Source organism: Variovorax sp. PAMC 28711 (assembly GCF_001577265.1).
GTDB lineage: Bacteria > Pseudomonadota > Gammaproteobacteria > Burkholderiales > Burkholderiaceae_C > Variovorax.
Genome location: NZ_CP014517.1, coordinates 3,337,376 through 3,358,956, shown reverse-complemented (window position 1 = coordinate 3,358,956; position 21,581 = coordinate 3,337,376). Strand labels below are relative to the sequence as shown.

The 21,581-nt window shown below is 65.3% G+C and carries 15 protein-coding genes, 1 pseudogene and 1 other annotated feature; of the genes and pseudogenes, 5 read left to right on the top strand and 11 right to left on the bottom strand.

Going from position 1 to position 21,581, the window contains the following annotated elements; all coding sequences use genetic code 11:
* Nucleotides 1-15: 15 nt before the first annotated feature.
* Complete coding sequence (gene treZ / locus AX767_RS16205; protein ID WP_082755038.1) at nucleotides 16-1,845, top strand: malto-oligosyltrehalose trehalohydrolase; 1,830 nt, start codon at nucleotides 16-18, stop codon at nucleotides 1,843-1,845.
* Here the strand turns inward: treZ and AX767_RS21975 are convergent.
* Nucleotides 1,814-2,182, bottom strand: a complete 369-nt coding sequence (locus tag AX767_RS21975; protein ID WP_237288666.1) for a hypothetical protein — start codon at nucleotides 2,180-2,182, stop codon at nucleotides 1,814-1,816. The two genes, treZ and AX767_RS21975, sit on opposite strands and share 32 nt — an antisense overlap.
* On the opposite strand from AX767_RS21975, the pseudogene AX767_RS22035 reads away from it, so the two are divergent.
* Together AX767_RS22035 and treY are read left to right on the top strand one after the other, a co-directional pair.
* Nucleotides 2,090-2,701, top strand: a pseudogene (locus AX767_RS22035) (4-alpha-glucanotransferase); the annotation flags it as partial. The gene AX767_RS21975 and the pseudogene AX767_RS22035 sit on opposite strands and share 93 nt — an antisense overlap.
* Nucleotides 2,614-6,903, top strand: coding sequence for a malto-oligosyltrehalose synthase (gene treY / locus AX767_RS21965; RefSeq protein WP_250636735.1), 4,290 nt, complete (start codon nucleotides 2,614-2,616; stop codon nucleotides 6,901-6,903). The pseudogene AX767_RS22035 and the gene treY, both read left to right, overlap by 88 nt.
* 48 nt (nucleotides 6,904-6,951) lie before the next feature.
* On the opposite strand, the gene AX767_RS16195 is transcribed toward treY, so the two are convergent.
* A complete protein-coding gene (locus AX767_RS16195; RefSeq protein WP_068632269.1) occupies nucleotides 6,952-7,413 on the bottom strand; it encodes a CBS domain-containing protein in 462 nt (153 codons plus the stop codon).
* A gap of 139 nt (nucleotides 7,414-7,552) precedes the next feature.
* Between AX767_RS16195 and AX767_RS16190 the strand changes: the two genes are divergently transcribed.
* Both AX767_RS16190 and AX767_RS16185 read left to right on the top strand, forming a co-directional pair.
* On the top strand, nucleotides 7,553-8,863 hold the full coding sequence (locus tag AX767_RS16190) for an O-acetylhomoserine aminocarboxypropyltransferase (protein ID WP_068632268.1): 1,311 nt from the start codon (nucleotides 7,553-7,555) through the stop codon (nucleotides 8,861-8,863).
* Nucleotides 8,863-9,687: an alpha/beta fold hydrolase gene (locus AX767_RS16185; RefSeq protein ID WP_068632267.1), complete on the top strand. Its 825-nt coding sequence runs from the start codon at nucleotides 8,863-8,865 to the stop codon at nucleotides 9,685-9,687. Before AX767_RS16190 ends, AX767_RS16185 begins: the two co-directional genes overlap by 1 nt.
* Nucleotides 9,688-9,765: 78 nt before the next feature.
* Here AX767_RS16185 and AX767_RS16180 read toward each other — a convergent pair whose 3' ends face one another.
* The 9 genes from AX767_RS16180 to tssH form a co-directional block, all read right to left on the bottom strand.
* Nucleotides 9,766-10,716, bottom strand: a complete 951-nt coding sequence (locus AX767_RS16180; protein ID WP_156481060.1) for a DUF6708 domain-containing protein — start codon at nucleotides 10,714-10,716, stop codon at nucleotides 9,766-9,768.
* Between the two features lie 107 nt (nucleotides 10,717-10,823).
* Nucleotides 10,824-12,052 (bottom strand): IS3 family transposase gene (locus AX767_RS21060; RefSeq protein ID WP_156480933.1). Its coding sequence is split into 2 segments (ribosomal slippage): nucleotides 10,824-11,764 and nucleotides 11,764-12,052, totalling 1,230 coding nucleotides; the frame shifts between segments, so codons are not numbered across the junction.
* Nucleotides 11,658-11,774, bottom strand: a sequence feature (AL1L pseudoknot). Its footprint overlaps the gene before it by 117 nt.
* Nucleotides 12,053-12,120: 68 nt before the next feature.
* Entirely contained in the window at nucleotides 12,121-12,897 is a 777-nt protein-coding gene (locus AX767_RS16165; protein WP_068632265.1) for a hypothetical protein, read from the bottom strand.
* A gap of 104 nt (nucleotides 12,898-13,001) precedes the next feature.
* Nucleotides 13,002-13,688 carry a hypothetical protein gene (locus tag AX767_RS21425; RefSeq protein ID WP_156481059.1) on the bottom strand — a complete coding sequence of 229 codons (687 nt, stop codon included), beginning with the start codon at nucleotides 13,686-13,688 and terminating at the stop codon, nucleotides 13,002-13,004.
* Nucleotides 13,685-15,172 (bottom strand): hypothetical protein, encoded by a 1,488-nt coding sequence (locus AX767_RS16155; protein ID WP_068632263.1) that lies wholly within the window; start codon nucleotides 15,170-15,172, stop codon nucleotides 13,685-13,687. The genes AX767_RS21425 and AX767_RS16155 overlap by 4 nt, the downstream gene beginning before the upstream one ends.
* A gap of 5 nt (nucleotides 15,173-15,177) precedes the next feature.
* Complete coding sequence (locus tag AX767_RS16150) at nucleotides 15,178-16,035, bottom strand: M23 family metallopeptidase (protein ID WP_068632262.1); 858 nt, start codon at nucleotides 16,033-16,035, stop codon at nucleotides 15,178-15,180.
* Nucleotides 16,036-16,046: 11 nt separating this feature from the next.
* A complete protein-coding gene (locus AX767_RS21960; protein WP_068632261.1) occupies nucleotides 16,047-17,597 on the bottom strand; it encodes a type VI secretion system Vgr family protein in 1,551 nt (516 codons plus the stop codon).
* 17 nt (nucleotides 17,598-17,614) lie between these two features.
* Complete coding sequence (locus tag AX767_RS21955; protein WP_068632260.1) at nucleotides 17,615-18,850, bottom strand: type VI secretion system Vgr family protein; 1,236 nt, start codon at nucleotides 18,848-18,850, stop codon at nucleotides 17,615-17,617.
* A gap of 29 nt (nucleotides 18,851-18,879) precedes the next feature.
* Entirely contained in the window at nucleotides 18,880-21,558 is a 2,679-nt protein-coding gene (gene tssH, locus AX767_RS16135; RefSeq protein WP_068632259.1) for a type VI secretion system ATPase TssH, read from the bottom strand.
* Between the last annotated feature and the right edge of the window lie 23 nt (nucleotides 21,559-21,581).

Here is a 21,581-nt window from a genome sequence, read left to right as displayed (position 1 = left end):
CGTTTCCTGGACTGAATGAAATACACCCACACCATGCCCTTCGGGGCCGCCGTGCATGACAACGGCGTGCGCTTCACTTTCTGGGCGCCCGACACCGCGTTGATCGCGCTGGAACGCAACGGCCTTGCCGCTGCGCCGATGACGCGCGACGCGGACGGCTGGCACCGGCTCGACGTGCCCGACGCGCGCGCCGGCGACCGCTACCAGTTCCGCCTGCCAGACGGCCACCTTGTGCCCGACCCCGCATCGCGCAGCAACCCCGACGACGTGCACGCGGCGAGCGAGGTGGTCGATCCGCAGGCCTACGACTGGAAAGACGCCGAGTGGCGCGGCAGGCCCTGGACCGAAGCCGTGATCTATGAACTCCACATCGGCACCTTCACGCCCGAAGGCACTTTCGTGGCGGCCCAGCGCCGGCTGGCAGATCTGGTCGCGCTCGGCATCACGGTGATCGAGATTCTGCCGGTGGCGGATTTTCCCGGCGCGCGCGGCTGGGGCTACGACGGCGTGTTGCTGTTCGCGCCCACGGCACCCTACGGCACGCCCGACGAGCTCAAGGCGCTGGTCGATGCCGCGCACGGCCTCGGCCTCATGGTGCTGATGGACGTGGTCTACAACCATTTCGGGCCCGAAGGCAACTACCTGCATGCCGGCAGCCCGTCGTTCTTCAACGCGGCCCATCAAACGCCGTGGGGCTCGGCCATCAACTACGACGGCGACAGTTCCCGCACGGTGCGCGACTTCTTCGTGCACAACGCGCTGTACTGGGTGGAAGAGTTTCGCTGCGACGGCTTGCGCATGGACGCGGTGCACGCGATCCGCGACGACTCCAGCCCCGACATCGTCGAAGAAATCTGCGCCGCATTGCGCGACGGGCCGGGCCGTGAGCGGCAGATCCATATCGTGCTGGAGAACGACGCCAACGGCGCGCACTACCTGGAGCGCGGCGCCGATGGCCGGCCTCTGACCGCCACCGCGCAATGGAACGACGACCTGCATCATGCGGCGCACGTGCTCGTCACCGGCGACACCGACGGCTACTACGCCGACTACGCCGACGACCCGGTGGCGCAGTTCGGTCTCGCACTGGCGCAGGGCTTCGTTTACCAGGGCCAGGCTTCGGTATTTCGCGACGGCGAGCATCGCGGCGAAAAGAGCGACCAGCTCCCGCTCGCAGCGTTCGTGTCGTTCCTGCAAACGCACGACCAGGTCGGCAACCGCGCGTTCGGCGACCGCATCGATGCACTGGCCGACCCCGCGCCGCTGCGCGCCGCGTACGCTTGCCTGCTGCTGTCGCCCCACGCGCCGATGCTGTTCATGGGCGAGGAATACGCGGCCTCCACGCCGTTCCTGTATTTCTGCGATTTCGGACCCGAACTCGCCGCCGCCGTGTCCGATGGGCGGCGCGCCGAGTTCGGCAAGTTCGCTGCCTTCGGCGACGAAGCCGCGCGCGCGCGCATTCCCGACCCGAACGCGGCCTCGACCTTCGAAGCGTCCAAGCTGAAGTGGGAAGAGCGCGAGCAGAGCCCGCACCGCGAATTCATGGCGCACATCGCGCAGCTGCTCGCCATCCGGCACCGCGCCCTGGTGCCGCGGCTGGCCGGCCAGCCGCGCGGCGGCCGCCACTGGCGCGACGGCGAAGCGTTGCGCGTCGAATGGCCGTTGGCCAACGGCGCCACGCTCCAACTGCTCGCCCACTTCGGCACGCAAAAAGCAAGCGGCATCCGCCAGCTTGCGGGCCAGGCGATCTACACCGACGGCATCACAACCGACCTCAACGACACGCTCAGCATGGCACCCGGATCGGTGTGCATCACGCTGCAGGAAGACAACACCCATGGATGAGGCCCACGGCGATCACGAGGCGCTTGCGCGACTCTGCGCCCTCTTCGGCATCGCGACCGACTACCACGACATCTTCGGCAACCGCCACGTCGTCAGCGCGTCGAACCTGCGCACCTTGCTCGCCAGCTTCGACATCGATCTTGGCGCGCCGTTGCAGCAAAGCCTGGAGACGGCAGATCGCGCACGGTGGGCGCGCGTACTGCCGCCTGCTGTCGCGATCGACGCGGAGGCCACGCAGTGGTCGGTGGTCGTGCGGCTCCCGGCCGCGCTCGCCGAGGCGAACTGGTCGTTGCTGGAAGAGCACGGCACGGCGCACCACGGGCTGACCGACCTGCACGCCTCGCCCGAACTGACACGCTTCGATCTGGAGGGTGTGGCGCTCTGCGAGCGCCGCATCGAGATGACGCTACCGCTGCCGGTGGGCTATCACCGGCTCCGCTTCGACGGTCATGCCGAAGACGCGCTGGTCATCAGCGCGCCGCCCCATTGCTACCAGCCACCGGCGCTGCACGGCGATGGCCGCGTCTGGGGTCCGGCGTTGCAGCTCTATGCCTTGCGTTCCAACCGCAACTGGGGCATTGGCGACTTCAGCGACCTCGCGCGGTTCGCGCAACAAGCCGCTGCACGCGGCGCCGGCATCATCGGGTTGAACCCGCTGCACGCGCTGTTCCCGCACAACCCGGCGCATGCGAGCCCGTACAGCCCGTCGTCGCGGCTGCAGCTCGACGTGCTCTACATCGACGTCGAGTCGGTCGAAGAATTTCGCGATTGCGAGACCGCCCAGCAGCGCGTGCAGGCGCCCGACTTCCAGGCCCGGCTGGCCACGTTGCGCGACGCCGAACTGGTCGACTATGTCGGCGTAGCCGCTGCCAAGTTCGAAGTGCTCACGCTGCTCTACCGGCACTTCTGCGAACGCGGTGCCCCGCGGCGCGGCAGGCCTTCGCCGATTTCTGCGTCGAGCGCGGCGAGCCGCTGCGCCGGCACGCGCTGTTCGAAGCGTTGCAGGCCCATTTCCACGAGGCCGACGAAACGGTCTGGGGCTGGCCGGTCTGGCCCGACGCCTATCGCACGCCCGAAGCGCCCGCCGTCGCGCAGTTTGCCGAGACCCACGCCGAGCGCATCGGCTACTACCAGTACCTGCAGTGGCAGGCCGCCAAACAGCTTGCCCACGTGGGCGCGCAGTGCGGCGCACTGGGCATGGCCGTGGGGCTCTACCTCGACCTGGCGGTATCGGTCGACCGCGCGGGCTCGGACGCATGGGGCGAGCAATCGATGTTCGCGCTCGGTGCGAGCGTCGGGGCGCCGCCCGACGAATTCAATCCCAACGGGCAGGGCTGGGGCTTGCCTCCGCTGCGGCCCGACCGGCTGCGCGAGAGCGGCTATCGCTTCTTCATCGAGACGCTGCGCGGCAGCATGCGCGCTGCGGGCGCGCTGCGCATCGACCACGTCATGGGCCTCATGCGCCTGTTCTGGATTCCGCCGGGCCAGACCCCGCACGACGGCGCTTACGTGCACTACGCGCTGCAAGAAATGCTGGCCATCGTCGCCATCGAGAGCGAGCGCCAGCAGTGCATGGTGATCGGCGAAGACCTCGGCACCGTCGCCGACGAAATGCGCGACGCATTGGCGCGCTTCCAGGTGCTGTCGTATCGCCTGATGTACTTCGAGCGTCATCACGATGGCGACTTCAAGGCGCCGGCCGAATACCCGCGCCATGCGCTCGTGGCGATCAGCACGCACGACCTCGCCACGCTCACCGGCTGGTGGGCCGGGCATGACCTGCGCCTGCGCCTGTCGCTCGGCCTGTTCCCGAACTCCGAGCTGTTCGAAAAGCAGTTGTTCGACCGCGCGCAAGAGCGCGTTCGCCTGCTGCTCGCGGTGCAGCGCGCCGGCCTGCTGTCGGTCGACGCGGTGGCGGAGGCCACGGGCGCGCAGACCCTGCCGCCAGCCGTGGTCGCGGCCATTCATGCCTACCTCGCCAGCACGCCGTCGCAAGTGATGATGGTGCAGCTGGAAGACGCGATCGGCATGCTCGAGCAGGCCAACATGCCGGGTACCACCGACTCGCACCCCAACTGGCGTCGCAAGCTCGCGCTCGACCTGCAGCAGCTGGCGGTCGATCCGCAAACGCTGCAGCTGTGCGACACGCTGGCCGCCATTCGCCCGCACCCCGCCGTGCACGGCGACACGCGCCGCACGATCAACACGGTGATCCCGCGCGCGACGTACCGGCTGCAGTTCCACAAGGACTTCCGCTTCGACGACGCGATCGCGATCCTCCCCTATCTGGCGAAGCTCGGCGTGAGCCACATCTACTGCTCGCCGATCCAGCGCGCACGCCCGGGCAGCACGCACGGCTACGACGTGGTGGCGCACGACGAGATCAACCCCGAGCTCGGTGGCCGCGAAGGCTTCGAGCGCTTCAGCGCCGCGCTGAAGTCGCACAACATGGGGCAGCTGCTCGACCTGGTGCCTAACCACATGGGCGTGCTCGCCGCCGACAACGCCTGGTGGCTCGACGTGCTGGAAAACGGTCCGGCTTCGCTTTACGCGCAGCACTTCGACATCGACTGGCAACCGCTCAACGTGGAGCTGCAGGGCAAGGTGCTGCTGCCCGTGCTCGGCGATCACTACGGCGACGTGCTGGCGCGCGGCGAACTCGTGCTGGCTTTCGATGCCGACACCGGCAGCCTCGCGCTGCACTACCACGAGCACAGCTTTCCGCTCGCCCCTGAAACGTACCCCCGCGTGCTGCAGCGCGCCGAATCGCGCATCGACGATGTCGAGTTGTCGGCCAGCATCGCGAGCATCGCCTCGTCGTTCGGCCACCTGCCCACGCGCGACGCGACCGAGCCCGAATCGGTGGCCGAGCGCGCGCGCGACAAGGAGGTTTTGAAGAACCGGCTCGCGCGCCTGGTGGTCCGCCAGTTGACGGTGGCGCAGGCCATCGCCGCGGCGGTGGCAGAGTTCAACGTGCCGGCCGAGCGCGACACGCTGCACGCCCTGCTCGAACTGCAGGCCTACCGCCTCGCGTTCTGGCGCGTGGCGGCCGACGAAATCAACTACCGCCGCTTCTTCGACATCAACGAGCTCGCCGCATTGCGCATCGAGCGCGAAGAAGTGTTCGAGGCCACGCAAGGCATGGCGCTCGACCTCGCCGCAGCCGGCGTGGTCGATGGGCTGCGCATCGACCACCCCGACGGTTTGTACGATCCGGCGCGTTACTTCGAGCGCCTGCAGCGTGGCTTTGCGCAGCGCGCCGGCCTCGCGTTGCCCGGCCCCGACGAAAACGGCCGCCCGGCGCGTCCGCTCTATGTGGTCGCCGAAAAAATCGCAGCCTCGCACGAAGAGGTGCCCGTGGAATGGCATATCCACGGCACCACGGGCTATCGCTTCGCGACGGTGGTGAACGGCGTGCTCCTCAATTCCGCGGCCGATGAACGCTTCACGCGCATCTGGCGCAGCTTCAGCGGCGTGGAAGAGGCTTTCGACGAGCTGTCGTACCGCGGCAAGCGCGCCATCATGCGCAACGCGCTGTCGTCCGAACTCAATGTGCTGTCGACCGAGTTGCTGCGCATTGCGCGCGCCGACCGCCATACGCGCGACTACACGCTCAACACGCTGCGCCGCGCGCTGGCCGAAGTGGCCGCCTGCATGCAGGTGTATCGCAGCTACATCGTCGACACGCCGTCCGATCAGGACCGTCACTACATCGAGCAGGCCGTCGAGCTGGCGCGCACGCGCAGCCTCGACGCCGACGAATCGGTGTTCGATTTCGTGCGGCGCACGCTGCTGGCCGAAACCGTGGTTGATGCACCCGACGCGCAGCGCGCGCGCGTGCAGCGCTTCGCCATGCGCTTCCAGCAGTTCAGCGCGCCAGTCACGGCCAAGGGCGTGGAGGACACGGCGTTCTACCGCTACTTCCCGCTGAGTTCGCTCAACGAAGTGGGCGGCGAGCCGGCGCATTTCGGCATGACGGTCGCGGCCTTTCACACCGCCAGCGCCGACCGCTCGGTGCGCTGGCCGCACACCATGCTCGCCACGTCGACGCACGACAACAAGCGCTCCGAAGACGTGCGCAACCGCATCAACGTGCTGTCCGAAATGCCCGCGGCATGGCGGCTCGCGCTGCGCCGATGGCGCGCGATGAACGTCGCACCCGAAGGCGTCGCGATGCCTTCGGCGGCCGACCAGTATTTGCTCTACCAGACGCTGCTGGGAACGCTGCCGGCCGGTGGCCTCGACGAGGCCGCGCGCGAGAAGTACGCCGAGCGCATCGAACGTTATGCGCTGAAGGCGGCGCGCGAATCGAAGGCGCACACCAGCTGGGTCGTGCCCAACCCCGACTACGAGGCGGCGCTCACCGGCTTCGTGCATCGCCTGCTGGGCAGCGTGCAGGGCAACGTGTTCCTCGATGACGTGCAGGCACTCGGTGCCACGCTGGCCTGGTACGGCGCGCTCAACAGTTTGTCGATGACCCTGATCAAGTACGCGTCGCCGGGCGTGCCGGACCTGTACCAGGGCAATGAACTGATGGACCTGAGCCTGGTCGACCCCGACAACCGCCGCCCGGTCGACTACGCGCTGCGCTCCCGCTGGCTCGACGCGCTCGACGACATGGCGCAGCAGCCCGGGCTGCCCGCCGCCGTGCAGGCGCTTGCCGCCGCACCGCACGACGGCCGCGCCAAGCTCTGGCTGACGCGCCGCCTGCTCGCCTTGCGCCAGGCGCAGCCGGCGCTGTTTCGTGACGGCGACTACCTCGCGCTGACCACGTCGGGCAACAAGGCATCGCACCTGGTGGCGTTCACCCGGCGGCACGAGAAGGCGTCGCTCGTCGTGCTGGCGGGCCGCCTGTTTGCCGGCTTGCCGGTCGAGGCGCAGACCTTGCCGGCCGGCGCCGCGGCGTGGGGCGACACGCTGGTCAAGATGCCTCACTGGCCCGAAGGCACGCAGTTCGAAAACCTGCTGACCGGCGAGACGCTGGCCGTGACGAACGGCGCGTTGCGCATCGCCACTGCCTTCGCGCACTTTCCGGGCGCGGCGTTGCTGGCGCTCTGAACGCGAAAAGGGCGCCGTTCGGCGCCCTTTTTTTCGATTTCGCTGTCGCTACTTCTTGCCGGGTGTGTCTTCTTCTTCGGCCGGCCAGTCGCGGATGTAGGCCTTGAGCATCTTGTTCTCGAAATTCTGGCTGTCGACCACCGCCTTGGCGACGTCGTAGAAACTGATCACGCCCATCAACATCCGCTGGTCCATCACCGGCATGTAGCGGGCGTGGCGCGCGAGCATGATGCGGCGGATTTCGTCGAGCTCGGTTTCGACGGTGCAGGTGACCGGCGCATCGTCCATCGCCTTGCGCACCTGGGTACCGCCGAGCTGGCCGCCGTTGGCGACGATCGCCAGGATCACCTCGCGAAAAGTCAGCATGCCAACGAGGTCGCCATGCTCCATGACGACGAGCGAGCCGATGTCTTTTTCGGCCATGGCCGACACCGCGGTCGACAAAGGCTCATCGGGCGTGACGGTGAAAAGGGTGTTGCCCTTGACCCGCAGGATGTCGCTGACCTTCATCGTGATGCTCCTCTGCTCTGCCCGGCGGAATGCCAAATTGAATATAGCCCACAATGGCCGCCGATCCCACCGGCCCGAGTCGCCAATGCGTGCGCTGCGCGCGTGTGCGGGCCCTCATATCGAAGGACGAAGGAGACACATGCCTGGCTATTCCGACCCCGGTTTCGACACCCTCGCGCTGCATGCGGGTGCATCGCCCGACCCCACGACCGGCGCACGTGCGGTGCCGATCCACCTCACCACCTCATTCGTCTTCGAATCGAGCGACCACGCGGCCTCGCTCTTCAACCTGGAGCGCGCGGGGCACGTCTACAGCCGCATCAGCAACCCGACGAACGCGGTGCTCGAACAGCGCGTGGCGGCGCTCGAAGGCGGCATCGGCGCCATCGCCACCGCCAGCGGCCAGGCCGCGCTGCACCTCTCCATCGCGACGCTGATGGGCGCGGGCTCGCACATCGTCGCGAGCACCGCGCTCTACGGCGGCTCGCAGAACCTGCTGCACTACACGATGCGCCGCTTCGGCATCGAGACCACCTTCGTCAAGCCGAACGACCTCGACGGCTGGCGCGCCGCCATCCGGCCCGAGACCAAGCTGCTGTTCGGCGAAACGGTCGGCAATCCAGGGCTCGACGTGCTCGACATCCCGGCCGTCAGCGACATCGCGCACGAAGCCGGCGTGCCGCTGCTGGTCGATTCGACACTGACCTCGCCCTACCTCATCAAGCCCTTCGACCACGGCGCCGACCTGGTCTACCACTCGGCCACCAAGTTCCTGTCCGGCCACGGCACCGTGATCGGCGGCGTGGTGGTCGATGGCGGCAGCTTCGACTGGGAGCGCTCGGGCAAGTTCGCCGAACTCACCGAGGCCTACGCGGGCTTTCACAACATGGTCTTCAGCGAGGAAAGCACCGTCGGCGCCTTCCTGCTGCGCGCGCGCCGCGAAGGCCTGCGCGACTTCGGCGCCTGCATGAGCCCGCACACCGCGTGGCTCATCCTGCAGGGCATCGAGACGCTGCCGCTGCGCATGGAGCGGCACATCGACAACACGCAGAAGGTCGTCGAGTTTCTGGCGGCGCATCCGTTCGTGTCGCGCGTGGGGCATCCGCTGATCGAATCGCACCCGAGCCACGCGCTTGCGCAGAAGCTGCTGCGCCACGGCGCACGCGGCGCCGGCGCGGTGTTCAGTTTCGATTTGGAAGGCAGCCGCGAGCAGGGCAAAACCTTCATCGAAGCGCTCAAGCTCTTCAGCCACCTCGCCAACGTCGGCGACTGCCGCAGCCTGGTGATTCACCCGGCCAGCACCACGCACTTCCGCATGACCGACGAGGCGCTGGCCGGCGCCGGCATTTCGCAGGGAACGATCCGCCTGTCGATCGGCCTCGAAGACCCGGCCGACCTCATCGACGACCTGAAGCGCGCGCTCAAGGCCGCAGAAAAGGCGGGTGCGTGATGCAACTCGTCGTCAACGGCCACACCACCTACTGCTACACCGGCGGCAAGGACATCGACAAAAGCAAGCCCACGGTGGTTTTCATTCACGGCGTGCTGAACGACCACAGCGTGTGGATCCTGCAGAGCCGCTGGTTCGCCAACCACGGCTGGAACGTGCTGGCCGTCGACCTGCCCGGCCACTGCAAGAGCGCGGGCGCGCCGCCGGCCAGCGTCGAAGCAGCGGCGGACTTCGTCGTTGCCCTGCTCGACGCAGCGGGCGTCGAGAAGGCTGCATTGGTCGGCCACAGCTTCGGGTCGCTCATCGCGCTGGAAACCACGGCACGCGCGCCGCACCGCGTGACGCACCTGGCGCTCGTCGGCACCGCCTACCCGATGGTCGTGTCACCGGCGCTGCTGGACGCATCGCTCAACGACCCGCAGCGCGCCATCACGATGGTCAACAACTTCTCGCACTCGCTGCTGGCCCCGCCGCCCTCGTCACTCGGCCCCGGCACCTGGCTCTACGGCGGCTCGCGCGCACTGATGCGCCGCGTGCTCGCGAGCAACCGCGACGCCAACGTCTTCCACATCGGCTTCAAGGCCTGCAACGACTACGCGAACGGCGAAGCGGCGATGGCGACCGTGACCGCAGCGGCGTCATGCCCCGTGCTGTTCCTGCTCGGCGCGTCGGACCAGATGACGCCGCCGCGCGCCACCAAGGCGCTGACCCGCCAAGCGCCCGGCGCGAAGGTGGCGCTGGTGAACGGAGGGCACGCGCTGATGTCGGAGGCGCCGGATGAGACGCTGTTTGCGCTGCGGGATTTTTTGGGGAGCTCACGCTGAAGCGCCTGCGAACGCCGGCGAGTTCTTCTCGGCGGCGCGCCTGAGGCGTCTTCGTGCAAAGCAACCGCACATCCGCTTTCAAACGCCTTCGCCATCCCCACCACTGACGAGTTCGCCGTTGAGCCGAATCACCGGTCGGCGTCTGGGCTGCGCAGCGCGCGCGGCGAGTTCGGCCAACTCCTTCTCGTGCAGGGCCTCTACGTCCTTGGGCCACTTGGGAATGGGCGCGAACCTCAGGGCCACCCAGTTCGTGAACTGCAGCGGAAACAGGATCGGGAACAGCACGATCATGACCACGGTGCTGGTGATTGGTGCGGGAGACAAGCCGGGCTTGTCCCGGTTGGCCTTCCAGGCCACCCACGCGTCGCCCATGCCGATGAGGTTGACCATGGCCCACCACTTCGGACGGTGCTTGAGGAGTTTTTCGACCTGGGGCAGCGCAGTGATTCCGCGTTCCATGTACAGGCGCACAAACTCCATCGAAGGCTTGACGCCCTCTTCTGCCGCGGAGGCCTGGCCGCACTGAATGACGTGGGGGATGCCCCGGGTCTTGAGGGGTTGGCCATCAAGGCCCAGTTCTGCGAACTGGCCCCGATAGATCTTGACGGTCGCGTAGGCACTGGCAACGCTCGATTCAATGCGCGGGACCATGTTCGACCAGTCCATTTCGATGGGGCCTTTGCCGGTCCACATCCAGACCTTCTGGCGCTTGATGTCGAAGCGCACAAGGGGGTCGGTGACGTTGAGGAAGGAGGTGACGAGATAGAAGCCGCCGACAAGAAGGCCGAGTAACGAAACACAGGTGCTAATGATCAATAGCCCGAACTGCGCCCATCCGAATTCGCCAGCTTGCCAAAGTTGCCAACACCATATGAAGTTCTGAATTCCCGTCCATGGAACGAAAGTGCAAAAAAATAGAAATAGAAATGCCCCCCACCCCCGCATCGGCGAGTTGCCTCCTTGGCCCGTCTCCAGATACACCGGGTTCACGGCGTACACCATGCCCTCGCCACTGGCCCAGCCGGCCAACTGTTGACCCTTGGGGAGTACTTCTGCGCTATGAACAGATTGCGTGACCTTTTGCCAGCGACGCCGAATGAACCGCACCGGGTTTCGTAGAGGCCAGTTGGTTTAAGTCAGGCCGGTATGACGGCCTGCTCGGCGAGATGCCGGTAGTAGTTTGCCTCAGCCTCGGCGGGCGGGATGTAGCCAATGGGCTCCAGCAGTCGATGGTGATTGAACCAAGACACCCATTCGAGCGTCGCGAGTTCCAAGGACTCCTTCGTCTTCCAAGGCGCCCGGCGATGGATCAATTCGGCCTTGTAGAGACCGTTGACCGTCTCGGCCAGAGCGTTGTCGTAGCTGTCGCCTTTGCTGCCAACCGACGGCTCCACGCCGGCCTCTGCTAACCGCTCGCTGTAGCGGACAGAGACGTATTGCGAGCCCCTGTCGGAGTGCGCCACAAGGCTTCGATCGCGTTCCGGCTGCCTTGCGTACAGTGCCTGCTCCAGGGCATCAAGGACGAAGTCTGTCGTCATCGAACTGCTGACTCGCCAGCCTACGATGCGTCTGGCGTAGACGTCGATGACGAAGGCCACGTATTGCCAGCCTTGCCAGGTAGAGACGTACGTGAAGTCCGAGACCCAAAGCTGATTCGGCCTGTCGGCCTTGAACTGCCTGTTGACTTTGTCCAGCGGGCACGGCGCCCTGCGGTCGCTGATCGTCGTTCGTACGACTTTGCCCCGCATGACGCCGCGAAGTCCGAGGCGTTTCATCAGCCGTTCAACCGTGCATCGGGCCGCCGCTGTGCCTTCGCGAGCCAACTGCCGCCAGACCTTCTCGGCGCCGTAGACCTGCATGTTGGCTTGCCAGACGCGCTTGATCTCTGTTGCAAGAATGTCATCGCTCTGCGCTCGTGCGCAGCGCCGTTCCGGCTCGCGACGAAGCGCCGCATGCCGTCGATACCCGGACGGGGAGATCTGCAAAACCTTGCAGATCGGCTCGACCCCGAACGTATCGCGATGCTCGTCGATGAGCTCTCTCAGGACTTGAATCGGCGGTCGAGCTCCGCCTGGGCGAAAAACGCACTCGCCACCTTCAGGATCTCGTTGGCCCGGCGCAATTCCTTGACCTCGCGTTCGAGCTCTTTGACGCGCTGCGCCTCCGACGTCGTTACGCCATCGCGCGCGCCGGAATCTATCTCGTGACGCTTGACCCATGTCAGCAGCGTCTGCGGCACGCAGCCGATCTTCGGGGCAATCGATTCGACCGCCAGCCACAGCGAGGGGTACTCCCCGCGGTGTTCCAACACCAGGCGCACCGCGCGCTCGCGGACCTCAGGTGAGAACTTGTTCGACTTGTTCATGGCTCCATCTTCTCAAAGGGTGGAGCCTCCACAAATCCCGGTGCGGTTCAGAATCATTCCGATCACGTTCAGTCCCCTGTCTGGACGAAATTTGAACCGCCCGGTACGGGAATCATCAACAGTTCGGGTTTGTCGATCACGTCGGGGCGGTACTCGAATTTGAGCTTGGCTTTGGTGAAGTATTGATCGTTGATGCGGTAGATGCCGCTCAGGGTGCCTGTACCCCCGGACACGTCCAGCTTGATGCCTTGGGTGATTTCAAGCACTTCTTCCGCTGGAATGCTGTTGCCGGTGGAGGCGCTCACGTAGGTCTGCTGTGGTGGCTGCGGTTGGAGATCGACGTCGGTGCTGAAGGTGCTGCTCTGCCGGTCGATCACCGTGTTCTTCCATTTGGGGCCGCTGACGGACAGGTAGAACGCATAGTCACTGTTGCGTGCCGAGTAGCCAGGCATCACCACCTGGATTTCCAACGTGTCCTTGCCCAAATAGCCGTCGCTCCAAGTGAAGCTGATGCTCAGGCCATAGATCGCCAACTGGAACTCCGACAATTCTTCTTTGAGATCGGCAAAGGGCTTGCGAGTCGTGCCTTTGTACTTGGCTTCGTTGCGGTAGTAACAGCGCGACAGCCATTTTTCCAGCGGCGTGTCTTCTTCGGTCGAGGCCTTGTAGGCCATGTAGATGCCCGCCGCGATGAAGCCCACCACGATCACGATCCAGCCGAAAACGGGGATGAAGCTCAAGACGCCGCCGGCAGCAATGACGCCTGCAGCCAGTGTCCCCGTTGCCCCGGCTGCGCTGAGTGCCAAGCCCGCAGTAATGATCGAAACAGAGGCACCGGCGATCATTGGATTGCAGCGGATGCTGGAGGCGGTGTTGGCCTTCGTGGAGGGTTCGGCCGAACGAGGTCCGTTTTATTCTTGTCCCGGTACGCACACTGCATGAGCTCGGATTAGCGCGTACTGGGTTCGGGTGTTGTCTGTGCGCCATTGACGAACTCGATGCTGGTGAGGACCTTCAACACCGCGGAAGAAATATCGCTGCGCGAGTTTCTCAAGTCGCGCACATACACGTGCCCACACACCGCCGCTTCCGCGACCGCCTGCGGAAGCAAGCAGTAGCTAAGGCTTCGCTGTCTGAATTTCGGATCGCCTGTCGTCATGTCCAGGAACATGCCCACGCCTTCCCAATTTTTCCCTTTGAGGCTGAAGGTCTTGAAGTTCTCCTGCGGATAGAAGCAGGGTGCATCTTGATTGACAGTCTTGCGCAGACTTCTAGGAAAACGAGTCCGATCACAAGCCTTGTCGCGACCATCCACAGGAATCCACCTGCCGCCTACGCGCCTTGCGCCAAGGCTTACATCAATGATTTCGGGCTTTCTGGGATTGCAGCTGAGCAAAACAGGAGCGACCGCGGCCCAGTCTTTTTGCAAATAGACAACAGCTTGTCGTCGACCTTGATCGCCACCAATGTCCAGGCGACCAGATTGCAAATCGCCGATTCGGAATTGGCAACCTCCAGCCAAGGAAACCGTGTCGGATGGCCCGGCCGGGTGGCTGACAGCCTTCGCAAGAGCGTGAGCCGCGCCGAGCAATACGATGCATAGGAATGTTGCAAAGGCATGTCGAGAAACTGTCATGGCGTTCTCCTGATCCAACCTTCTGGTTCATCTTTAAGCTGCCCTCGCACATCAGGAAATTGTTCGCGGTCAAGTAGCACCATCACTGCAGCCACATAGCCTTGGAATCTCGCCTGCACCCCATAAATCGCCGCATAGTTTGTAGCAGGATGCCCCACGTTGACAGTCGCGGCCACATCACCAAAACCGCTGTGGGTGTAATACGCAATCGGCCCCGTAGAAGTAGCCAGAGAAACTCGCATGAATGCGGCGGACTGGTCGGCACTTCGACTTGCCTCGCTCCAGGCCCAATACGCACCGGCACTGTCGCTCGCCACGTAGTTGTTGCTTGTTTCCGCACTTTGGCGCAACGCGACAAGATCTGGTGCAACACTTGCATCCAACCCGCGGAGGGCAACGTTGCTGCGCGTCGTGTCTGCCGTCTTTTGCGCTGCTGCGAGCTGCGACTCTAATTGCGCGCCGACGGTTAAACCTCGGAATTTTGCGTAGCGGATGTAGTTTGCTGGCCACGTTAGTTGCAGAAAACCTCGACCGTACCAAGGGGCATAACGTGTACTCGTGCCCCCGTTCTCCGCTAGCACCGCAAACCACTGAGTCTCTTGCATGGCGTTGCCGTAGAACGCAGCCAATCGACGCGGAGTGTCTATGCAGTACTTGCGCGTCGTTTGGTTAAGGCGCATTAAGTTTTCGCCGAGTCTTCGCAAGGCGGGATTCACTGTCTCATTTGCCCAAGTGGTAGCGCCGGTCTTTCGAAGCGCCGACCGAGGGAACATTTGAATGGCCTCGTTCACGCTCAACCACAAGCACCGTCGCATCATTCCAATGAACTCCCGCGGATGCACCCGCCAGTCCGCGTCCTTGAACCCCTGCGGCAGGTTGTCGAAGCTAAGCGCCTCCAAGTGTTTCTGCAGGTTGGGCCAAGCTTCCGGCGCCTTCTTGAAACCCTCGAAGTCCTGCACGAACCCATAGCGCGCCTTGACACTCGCCCGGTCCCACTCGCTCGGGAACTTGCAGATCGCGCGCCGGAGTTTTTGCTTCACCGCTTCGTCGCCGATTCGCCTGGCCAGTTCGCTGGTCTCCATGCGCCGGGTGTTCGTTGCATCCGGATCGCGGATCAGGTTCTTGAGGTTGGCTGAATCGCAGCGCTGATCGTTCGGGCTGGTGTCGTCCTGGATGCAGTTCCAGCCCATGGCCGGCAGGAAGTCGGCGTCGCTGAACTTGAAGCTGCCGCTGGCGTTCAAATCGGCCCAAACCTTCTGGCCATTGGCATCAGCGATGCGGCGCCAGTGCGCTGCGTTGGAAGGTAGCGGATCCTTGTCGGTCGCCGCCGGGCCGCGGCCCAGGTTACGGCCGAACCGGAGCAGTTCGTACCAACCGCTGGGACTGCTGCTTGCCGGTGCACCGGCTGCAGGCGCCGTCAAGCTGTCGTGGCGGGCGTTGGCGAGTTTGTAGAGCTCGTATTCGACGTCGGGCTCTGTCGGCATGGCACTCACCTTGCGGCCCGCGCATCGAAGGTCTCGAAGGTGCATCCGCCCAGTTCGTAGGTCATGCGGACCCAGAGCGCGGTGCCCAGCGTGGTGCCGCCGGTGCGGCGCAGGTGGTTCTTCGGCAAGCTGGTGCCGGTATCCGTCGGGGTACTTGCCGGCAAATAGAAGTACAGGCTGCCGAAGACGCTGTCGATGCGGCCGTCTGCCGTCGGTGCGGGCAAGGCCGCCGGTGCGACTGCGGGTTCAACCCAGTCCGGGACACGACCGATGAGCTTTTGCAGGTTGGCCGCGTCCAGGCAGATCTCGAAGTGGATCTGGCCTTTGTGGCCGTAGATCTGCCCGGCGGTGCCGACGTCGTCCTTGCGCCAGATCGCATCGCCTTTTTGCAAGGGTCGTTTGGGTTTGTCGGATGCGGGTGCGATCCTGGCGACTCCGGACAGGTGCATGTACAGGCTGTAGTACACGAGCTCGGTGGGGGTGGTGCCGTCGGCGCCGATCTCGGTCTTGTGCTGGACGATGACGCAGCCCTTGTCGGTCCAGGCGGCGGTCTTGACGTTGGGTGGATCGAAGGGGTTGTAGTTTTGGCCGTGGTCGACACTGGCGTCCGGGGCAATCGGTTCGCTCGCGAAGACTACCTCGCCATCGGCGATGGCGCGCACCGGCAAGTTGGCGCCGCTCGCCTGGGGTGCCTGCAGGTGGATGCCGTTGTGCCAGGCGAGGTTGTAGCTGAGGGGGAAGGAGCCTTCCAGGGCTTCGGTGCGGGGAAGGCGCGAAGTGGGTTGGGCCATGGCCTGGTCGAGCCAGGTGTCGTCTGTCGAACCGGCGGCTCGCGGCGGGAGGAAGGGTGGGCTGAGGATCATGGGTGGGCCTCTTACAAGGACATGGGATAGATGGCCGTCTTCTTGCGGTCGAGGTCCAGCTCGGTTCGAGGGAAGTTGTGTTCTGTGATCGTGTCCCCCATCGGCCCCACAAACCGATGCATGCTCCCCCAGAAGGTCACCCGCCCCGGCGCATGAATCTGGATGCTGGATCCCTTCAACTTCACGTAAGCCCCCGCCACGGTCAGCAGCACATGCTCCGGCGCTTCGATGTCGATGTGCTTCGTGACGCTGGCGATCGTCACCTTCTTGTCGGCAGCGATCTTGGTGGCTCCGTTCTGGCTTTGCAGCTTCACCTTGCCACTGGCCGCATGCAGACTGATGCCGCGCTCGGTGTTGGGCTCGTCACCGCTGGCCTTCGTGCCGACGGTGTACAGGCTGATGCCCTTGGCCACCGCAATGGCGATCTGGCCCTGTGCCATCACGGCGATGTCTTCGCTGGCGATGACCGTGCTGGTGGCACCGCTGACGATGACGGCTTCCTTGGGGGTGGCCAGTCCGATGCCCATGGGGGCGGTGATCTGCAGGTGCGGTTCGCTGTAGGCCGTCACGGTGCCGTGGCCGCCGCCGGTGGGCTGGATGTCGCCTTCGCCGCCTGCCGTTGAACCTGCTGCAGTATTGCCGCCGCTGTCGGTCGCACCCAGCACCTCGGCAATGTGCTTCAGGCCTTCAATGGGTTCGAGCTTGTCCGGGGTGGGTTCGCCCTGGAGTTGGGCCTTCTGGGTCTGGGCGCTCTGCGCCAATGACTCGGCCAGCTCTCTGGCTTTGGTGGTCTGGGTCTGGGCTTCGCGGCTGGCCAGGAAGGGGCCGGTGGCGTTGGGCTGGGCATAAGCGCTGATGAGCAGGCCCGAGCCGGCACGCAGGGCGCCTTGTGCGGCGGTGGCGAGTTCGGCGCCGTGGCCGCGGTCAGCGCCGCGCTGGTTGTCGTTCTGTTGCTTGTGGTGACCCAGGTGCAGGCGGCTGGCCGCCTGGGTGGTGGCCAGACCGAGTCTCGACTGGTCGGGGGTGTCGTCGAAGACGAGCTGGTTGTAGCCGCCGGCGCCCGATTGGCTGGCGCGCATCTCCTGGGTCTTGATGCCGCTGTAGACGGCGTTGTGGGCGTGTTCGTCCTCGTTTCCTGCAAACCATGCAGGGGCGTTGCCGGTGGCGTGGGCGGGGCCGGCCTGCTTCTGGTTGTGCTGGGCGTCGGGTTCGCCTTGTCCGTTGTAGAGGGCAGCGATGACGACGGGACGGTCGATGTCGCCGTGCTGGAAGTCGATGAGCACTTCCTGGCCGACGCGCGGGAGGGCGACCTGGCCCCAGTTGTCACCGGCGGCGCTGGCCGCGACGCGCAGCCAGGCGCCCAGGCGATCGCTGGCGGGGGCGTTGTCTTGTCCGGCGGGGTGGGTGTGGCGGGTGCTGGCCTCTGCGCCGCGTTGCCAGTGGAACTGGATTTTGATGCGGTGGTCCCGGTCGGTGTGGATGACATCGCCCTCCCCGCCGCCGGTGCCGATGACGATGGCGCTCTGACTGCCGGTGACGGTGGGCTTGGGGTGGATCGCCACCCCGTGGCTGTCGAGGGTCAGGGGGCGGTAGGGGATGGCGGCGCGAAGCGCGGTGAAGTGGTTGCGGTAGTGGGAACGTCATCGCTCGCCTCGTGTTCGAGCGCACCGAGCCGGGCATGGGCCGCACGCTGGAGGTCTTCGTCGAGGTTGTTGCGGGCGGTGTGTCGCACGCTCAGCACGGCAAAGCGTTTGTCTTCGGCACTGCCGCGGTCGTGCACCGGGTGCTGGGTCAGGGTGAAGGTGCTGGCGGGGCTCAGGGTGCGGGCGGTGCCGGCACCCTCGAATCGCTTGTCGCGCATCGCAAGGGCCTGGATGGCGTGGCCGAGCAGGCGCTCGCCCTGGGCTGCGGTTTCCCAGGCGTAGGGGCCGGGGTCGTCGGCGCGGTTGAGTGTGCGGTGGCGCAGGCTCTGGATATGGTGGCTTTGCTGGCTCAACGGGCGCGGGTTGACGCCTTTGTAGTCCCAGCTGGCTTGGCTGAGGCTGTTGGTGTGCAGCTGGCGATGCGCGTGCCATTGCTGCACCGAGTCTTCGGTTTCGCTCGCGTCGGCGCGATGGAAGCGGATGACCGGTTGGGCGTTGGGCTGGAAGGCACCGCCATGGTCGGCGATGACGAGGGTGTGTTCGCCCAGGCCCTGGTCGTCGGTGGCCTTGTGCTCGAACCAGTAGTACAGGCCTTCTTCGGCCAGGAGGCGGGTGACGAAGGCGTGGTCGCTTTCCAAATACTGGGTGGTGATGCCGCGCCGCGGGTAGACGGTGCGGTCGGCGATGTCCCAGCGCCACCGGGGCATGAGTTTGCCTTGCGCCTGGTAGTCGGCAAAGACGGCATCGACGATGTCGAAGACGGTCATGTCCTGGAACAGGAAGCTGTCTTGCCTGTAACGCAGGAAGGCGAGCCAGGGTTCGATGACGAGTCGGTAGCGGGCGAAGCCGCCGTTGCTGGCCAAGAGATCGGCCTGGGTGACGTGGCCATGGAAGGGGCGCAGTTCGCTGCGGCTCTGCGCGGTTTGCAGGTCGAGGCGCACCGCCTGGCCGATGAGGCGCTTGAGGGGGATATGGGCGTCGTCGCTGAGTGCGGTGAGCTCGAAACGAAAGCCGCCGTCGTCGATGCTCTCGACGCCTTCGAGCGTCTCGGCCAGGAGGCGGTTGGCGCCGAGCGGCGTGTGCAGCACGAGGAGGCGATGGCGCTGCTCGAAGCCCGCGCGCAACAGGTCGTTGAGCGCGGTCTGGGCGCTCTGCAATGGGTTGCCGGTCATTCTTGTTCTCTCCCTGTTCGCCTGTCGTCTCAGCTGATCTTGTATTTGAAGTCGCCGTTCTTGCCCGAACTCACCTTGATCTTCGTGATCGCTGCTTCATCTGCCATGCGCGCCAGCACGGCGCCGGCAATCTCGGGCAACAAGGTGCCGTTCAGGATGTGGTCGACGTTGCGTGCCCCCGAATCGACTTCGGTGCAGCGCGCCAGGACCGAATCGACCAGCGACGCGTCCCAATCGAACACCGCCTTGTGGTTGGGCGCGATCCGGTCGCGGATGCGGCCGAGCTTCAGTTCGATGATTTGCGCCAGCACATCGTCCGTGATCGGATAGAACGGCGCCACCTTGAGGCGGCCCAGAAACGCCGACTTGAACGACTTCATGAGCGCGGGGCGCAAGGCCTCGGCCAACGCATCAGGCGCGGGCAGTTCGGCGCTGGTCTTGTTCAGGCAGGCCTGCATGATCTGCGACGAGCCGACGTTCGACGTGAGGATGATGAGCGTGTTGCGAAAGTCGATCTCGCGTCCCTCGGCGTCGTCCATCAGGCCCTTGTCAAACACCTGGAAGAACATCTCCATCACATCGGGATGCGCCTTTTCGACCTCGTCGAGCAGCACCACGCTGTAGGGCTGGCGGCGCACTGCTTCGGTGAGCACCCCGCCTTCGCCATAGCCCACGTAGCCGGGCGGCGAGCCCTTGAGGCCCGAGACGCTGTGCGCCTCCTGGTATTCGCTCATGTTGATGGTGATGAGCTTCTTCTCGCCCCCGTAGAGGATGTCGGCCAACGCCAGTGCGGTCTCGGTCTTGCCCACGCCCGAGGGGCCGACGAACATGAACACGCCGCGCGGCTTGTTCGGATCTTCGAGCCGTGCGCTCGCCGTGCGAACGCGTTGCGCCACCGCGGCCAACGCGTGGTCTTGCCCGATCACGCGTTCTGCCAGCAAGGCCTCGAGATTGCGTACGGTTCGGATCTCGTCCTTCACCATGCGCCCGAGCGGGATGCCGGTCCATGCCGACACGATTTCGGCGACCACGTGGCCATCGACCTGCAGCGGCATCATCGGTGCGTCGCCTTGCAGGGCGCGCAATTCGCCCAGGAGCTCGCCGAGTTCGTCCACTCGTCCGGGCGAGCGGGCTGCCCCTTTCTTGCGGGCGACAGGCGGCTCGGCCAGAACGGCGCTCGTTGCCGCATCGCGCTCGGCGCGCAACGCGTGGATGCGGAGCACCAGTGCACTTTCTTTGACAAGTCGCGCTTCTTTTTCCACCAGCGATGCCTGGGCCGCGGCCTTCTGCTCGACGAGTTCGGCCAATCGGGCTGAATGCGCGCCACCGGCCGCCGTGTCGCGGTCGAGCGCGGCGGTTTCGGCATCGAGCCGCTCGATGGCCTTGCGTGCTTCCTCGATCAGCGCCGGGGTGGCGCTCTGGCCCAACGCCACGCGGGCGCACGCGGTGTCGAGCACGCCCACCGCCTTGTCGGGCAGCTGCCGGCCGGTGATGTAGCGGTGCGACAGCCGCACCGCCTCGGTGATGGCTTCATCGAGCACGCGAATGTTGAAGTGCTTTTCCATCAGCGGCACCATGCCGCGCAGCATGGCGGCGGCCAGCACCTCGGTCGGCTCTTCCACCTTGACCACCTGGAATCGGCGGGCCAGCGCGGCGTCTTTCTCGAAGTACTTTTTGTACTCGCCCCACGTGGTGGCTGCGATGGTGCGCAGTTCGCCGCGCGCGAGGGCCGGCTTGAGCAAATTGGCTGCGTCGTTTTGTCCCGCTGCACCGCCCGCGCCGATCATGGTGTGGGCTTCGTCGATGAACAGCACGATCGGGTGCGCGCTCTTCTTGACCTCGGCGATCACGTTTTTCAAGCGGTTTTCGAATTCGCCCTTCACGCTGGCACCGGCCTGCAGCAGGCCCATGTCGAGCGTGTGCACCTCCACGCCCTTCAGCACGTCCGGAACGTCGCTCACCGCGATGCGCAGCGCCAGTCCTTCGACCACCGCTGTCTTGCCGACGCCCGCTTCGCCGGTGAGGATCGGGTTGTTCTGACGTCGCCGCATCAGGATGTCGATGACCTGGCGGATCTCGGTGTCGCGGCCGATCACGGGATCGAGTGAACCGTCGCGCGCGCGCTGCGTCAGGTTGGTGGTGAACTGGTCGAGCGCCGGGGTTTTTCCAGGCACCGCCACGGCGTCACTGGACACGGCGCGGTCATCGGTGCGCGCAGCGCCGGCGTCGATGGCTTCATCCGAACCGTCGGTGACCTTGTCGAAATCGTGCTTCAGGTCTTCGAGCCGGATCTTGGCGAACAACGGCGAGCCGCGTTGCGCGAGTTGCGCGAGGTCAGGCTCGGTCAGCAGCGCCAGCAACAGATGGCCGGAACGAATCGCCGTGACGTGCGCGTCGAGCGATGCCAACAACCAGGCATGCTGAAACAGCTTCTGCAGGTACTGCGAGAAAACCGGCGTGCGGGCATTGCCGTTCTTGAAGGCTGCAATCTCGCGCTCCAGGTCAGACTGGAGCGCGGTCGGGCTGACCTTGTTCGCGCGAAGCACGCGCGCGATGTCGTTGCCGGGCTGCTCCAGCAGCGCGAGAAAAAGATGCTCGAGATCGACCTCGTAGTGCCCGCGCGAAAGACACAGGTTGGCGGCGCGCTCGGTGGCGCTTCGCGCGGTGGGGTTGAGCTTGGTGATCAGCGTCTTGAGAGAGGTGCTCATGGCAGTGAAATTTCGGGTTTGCA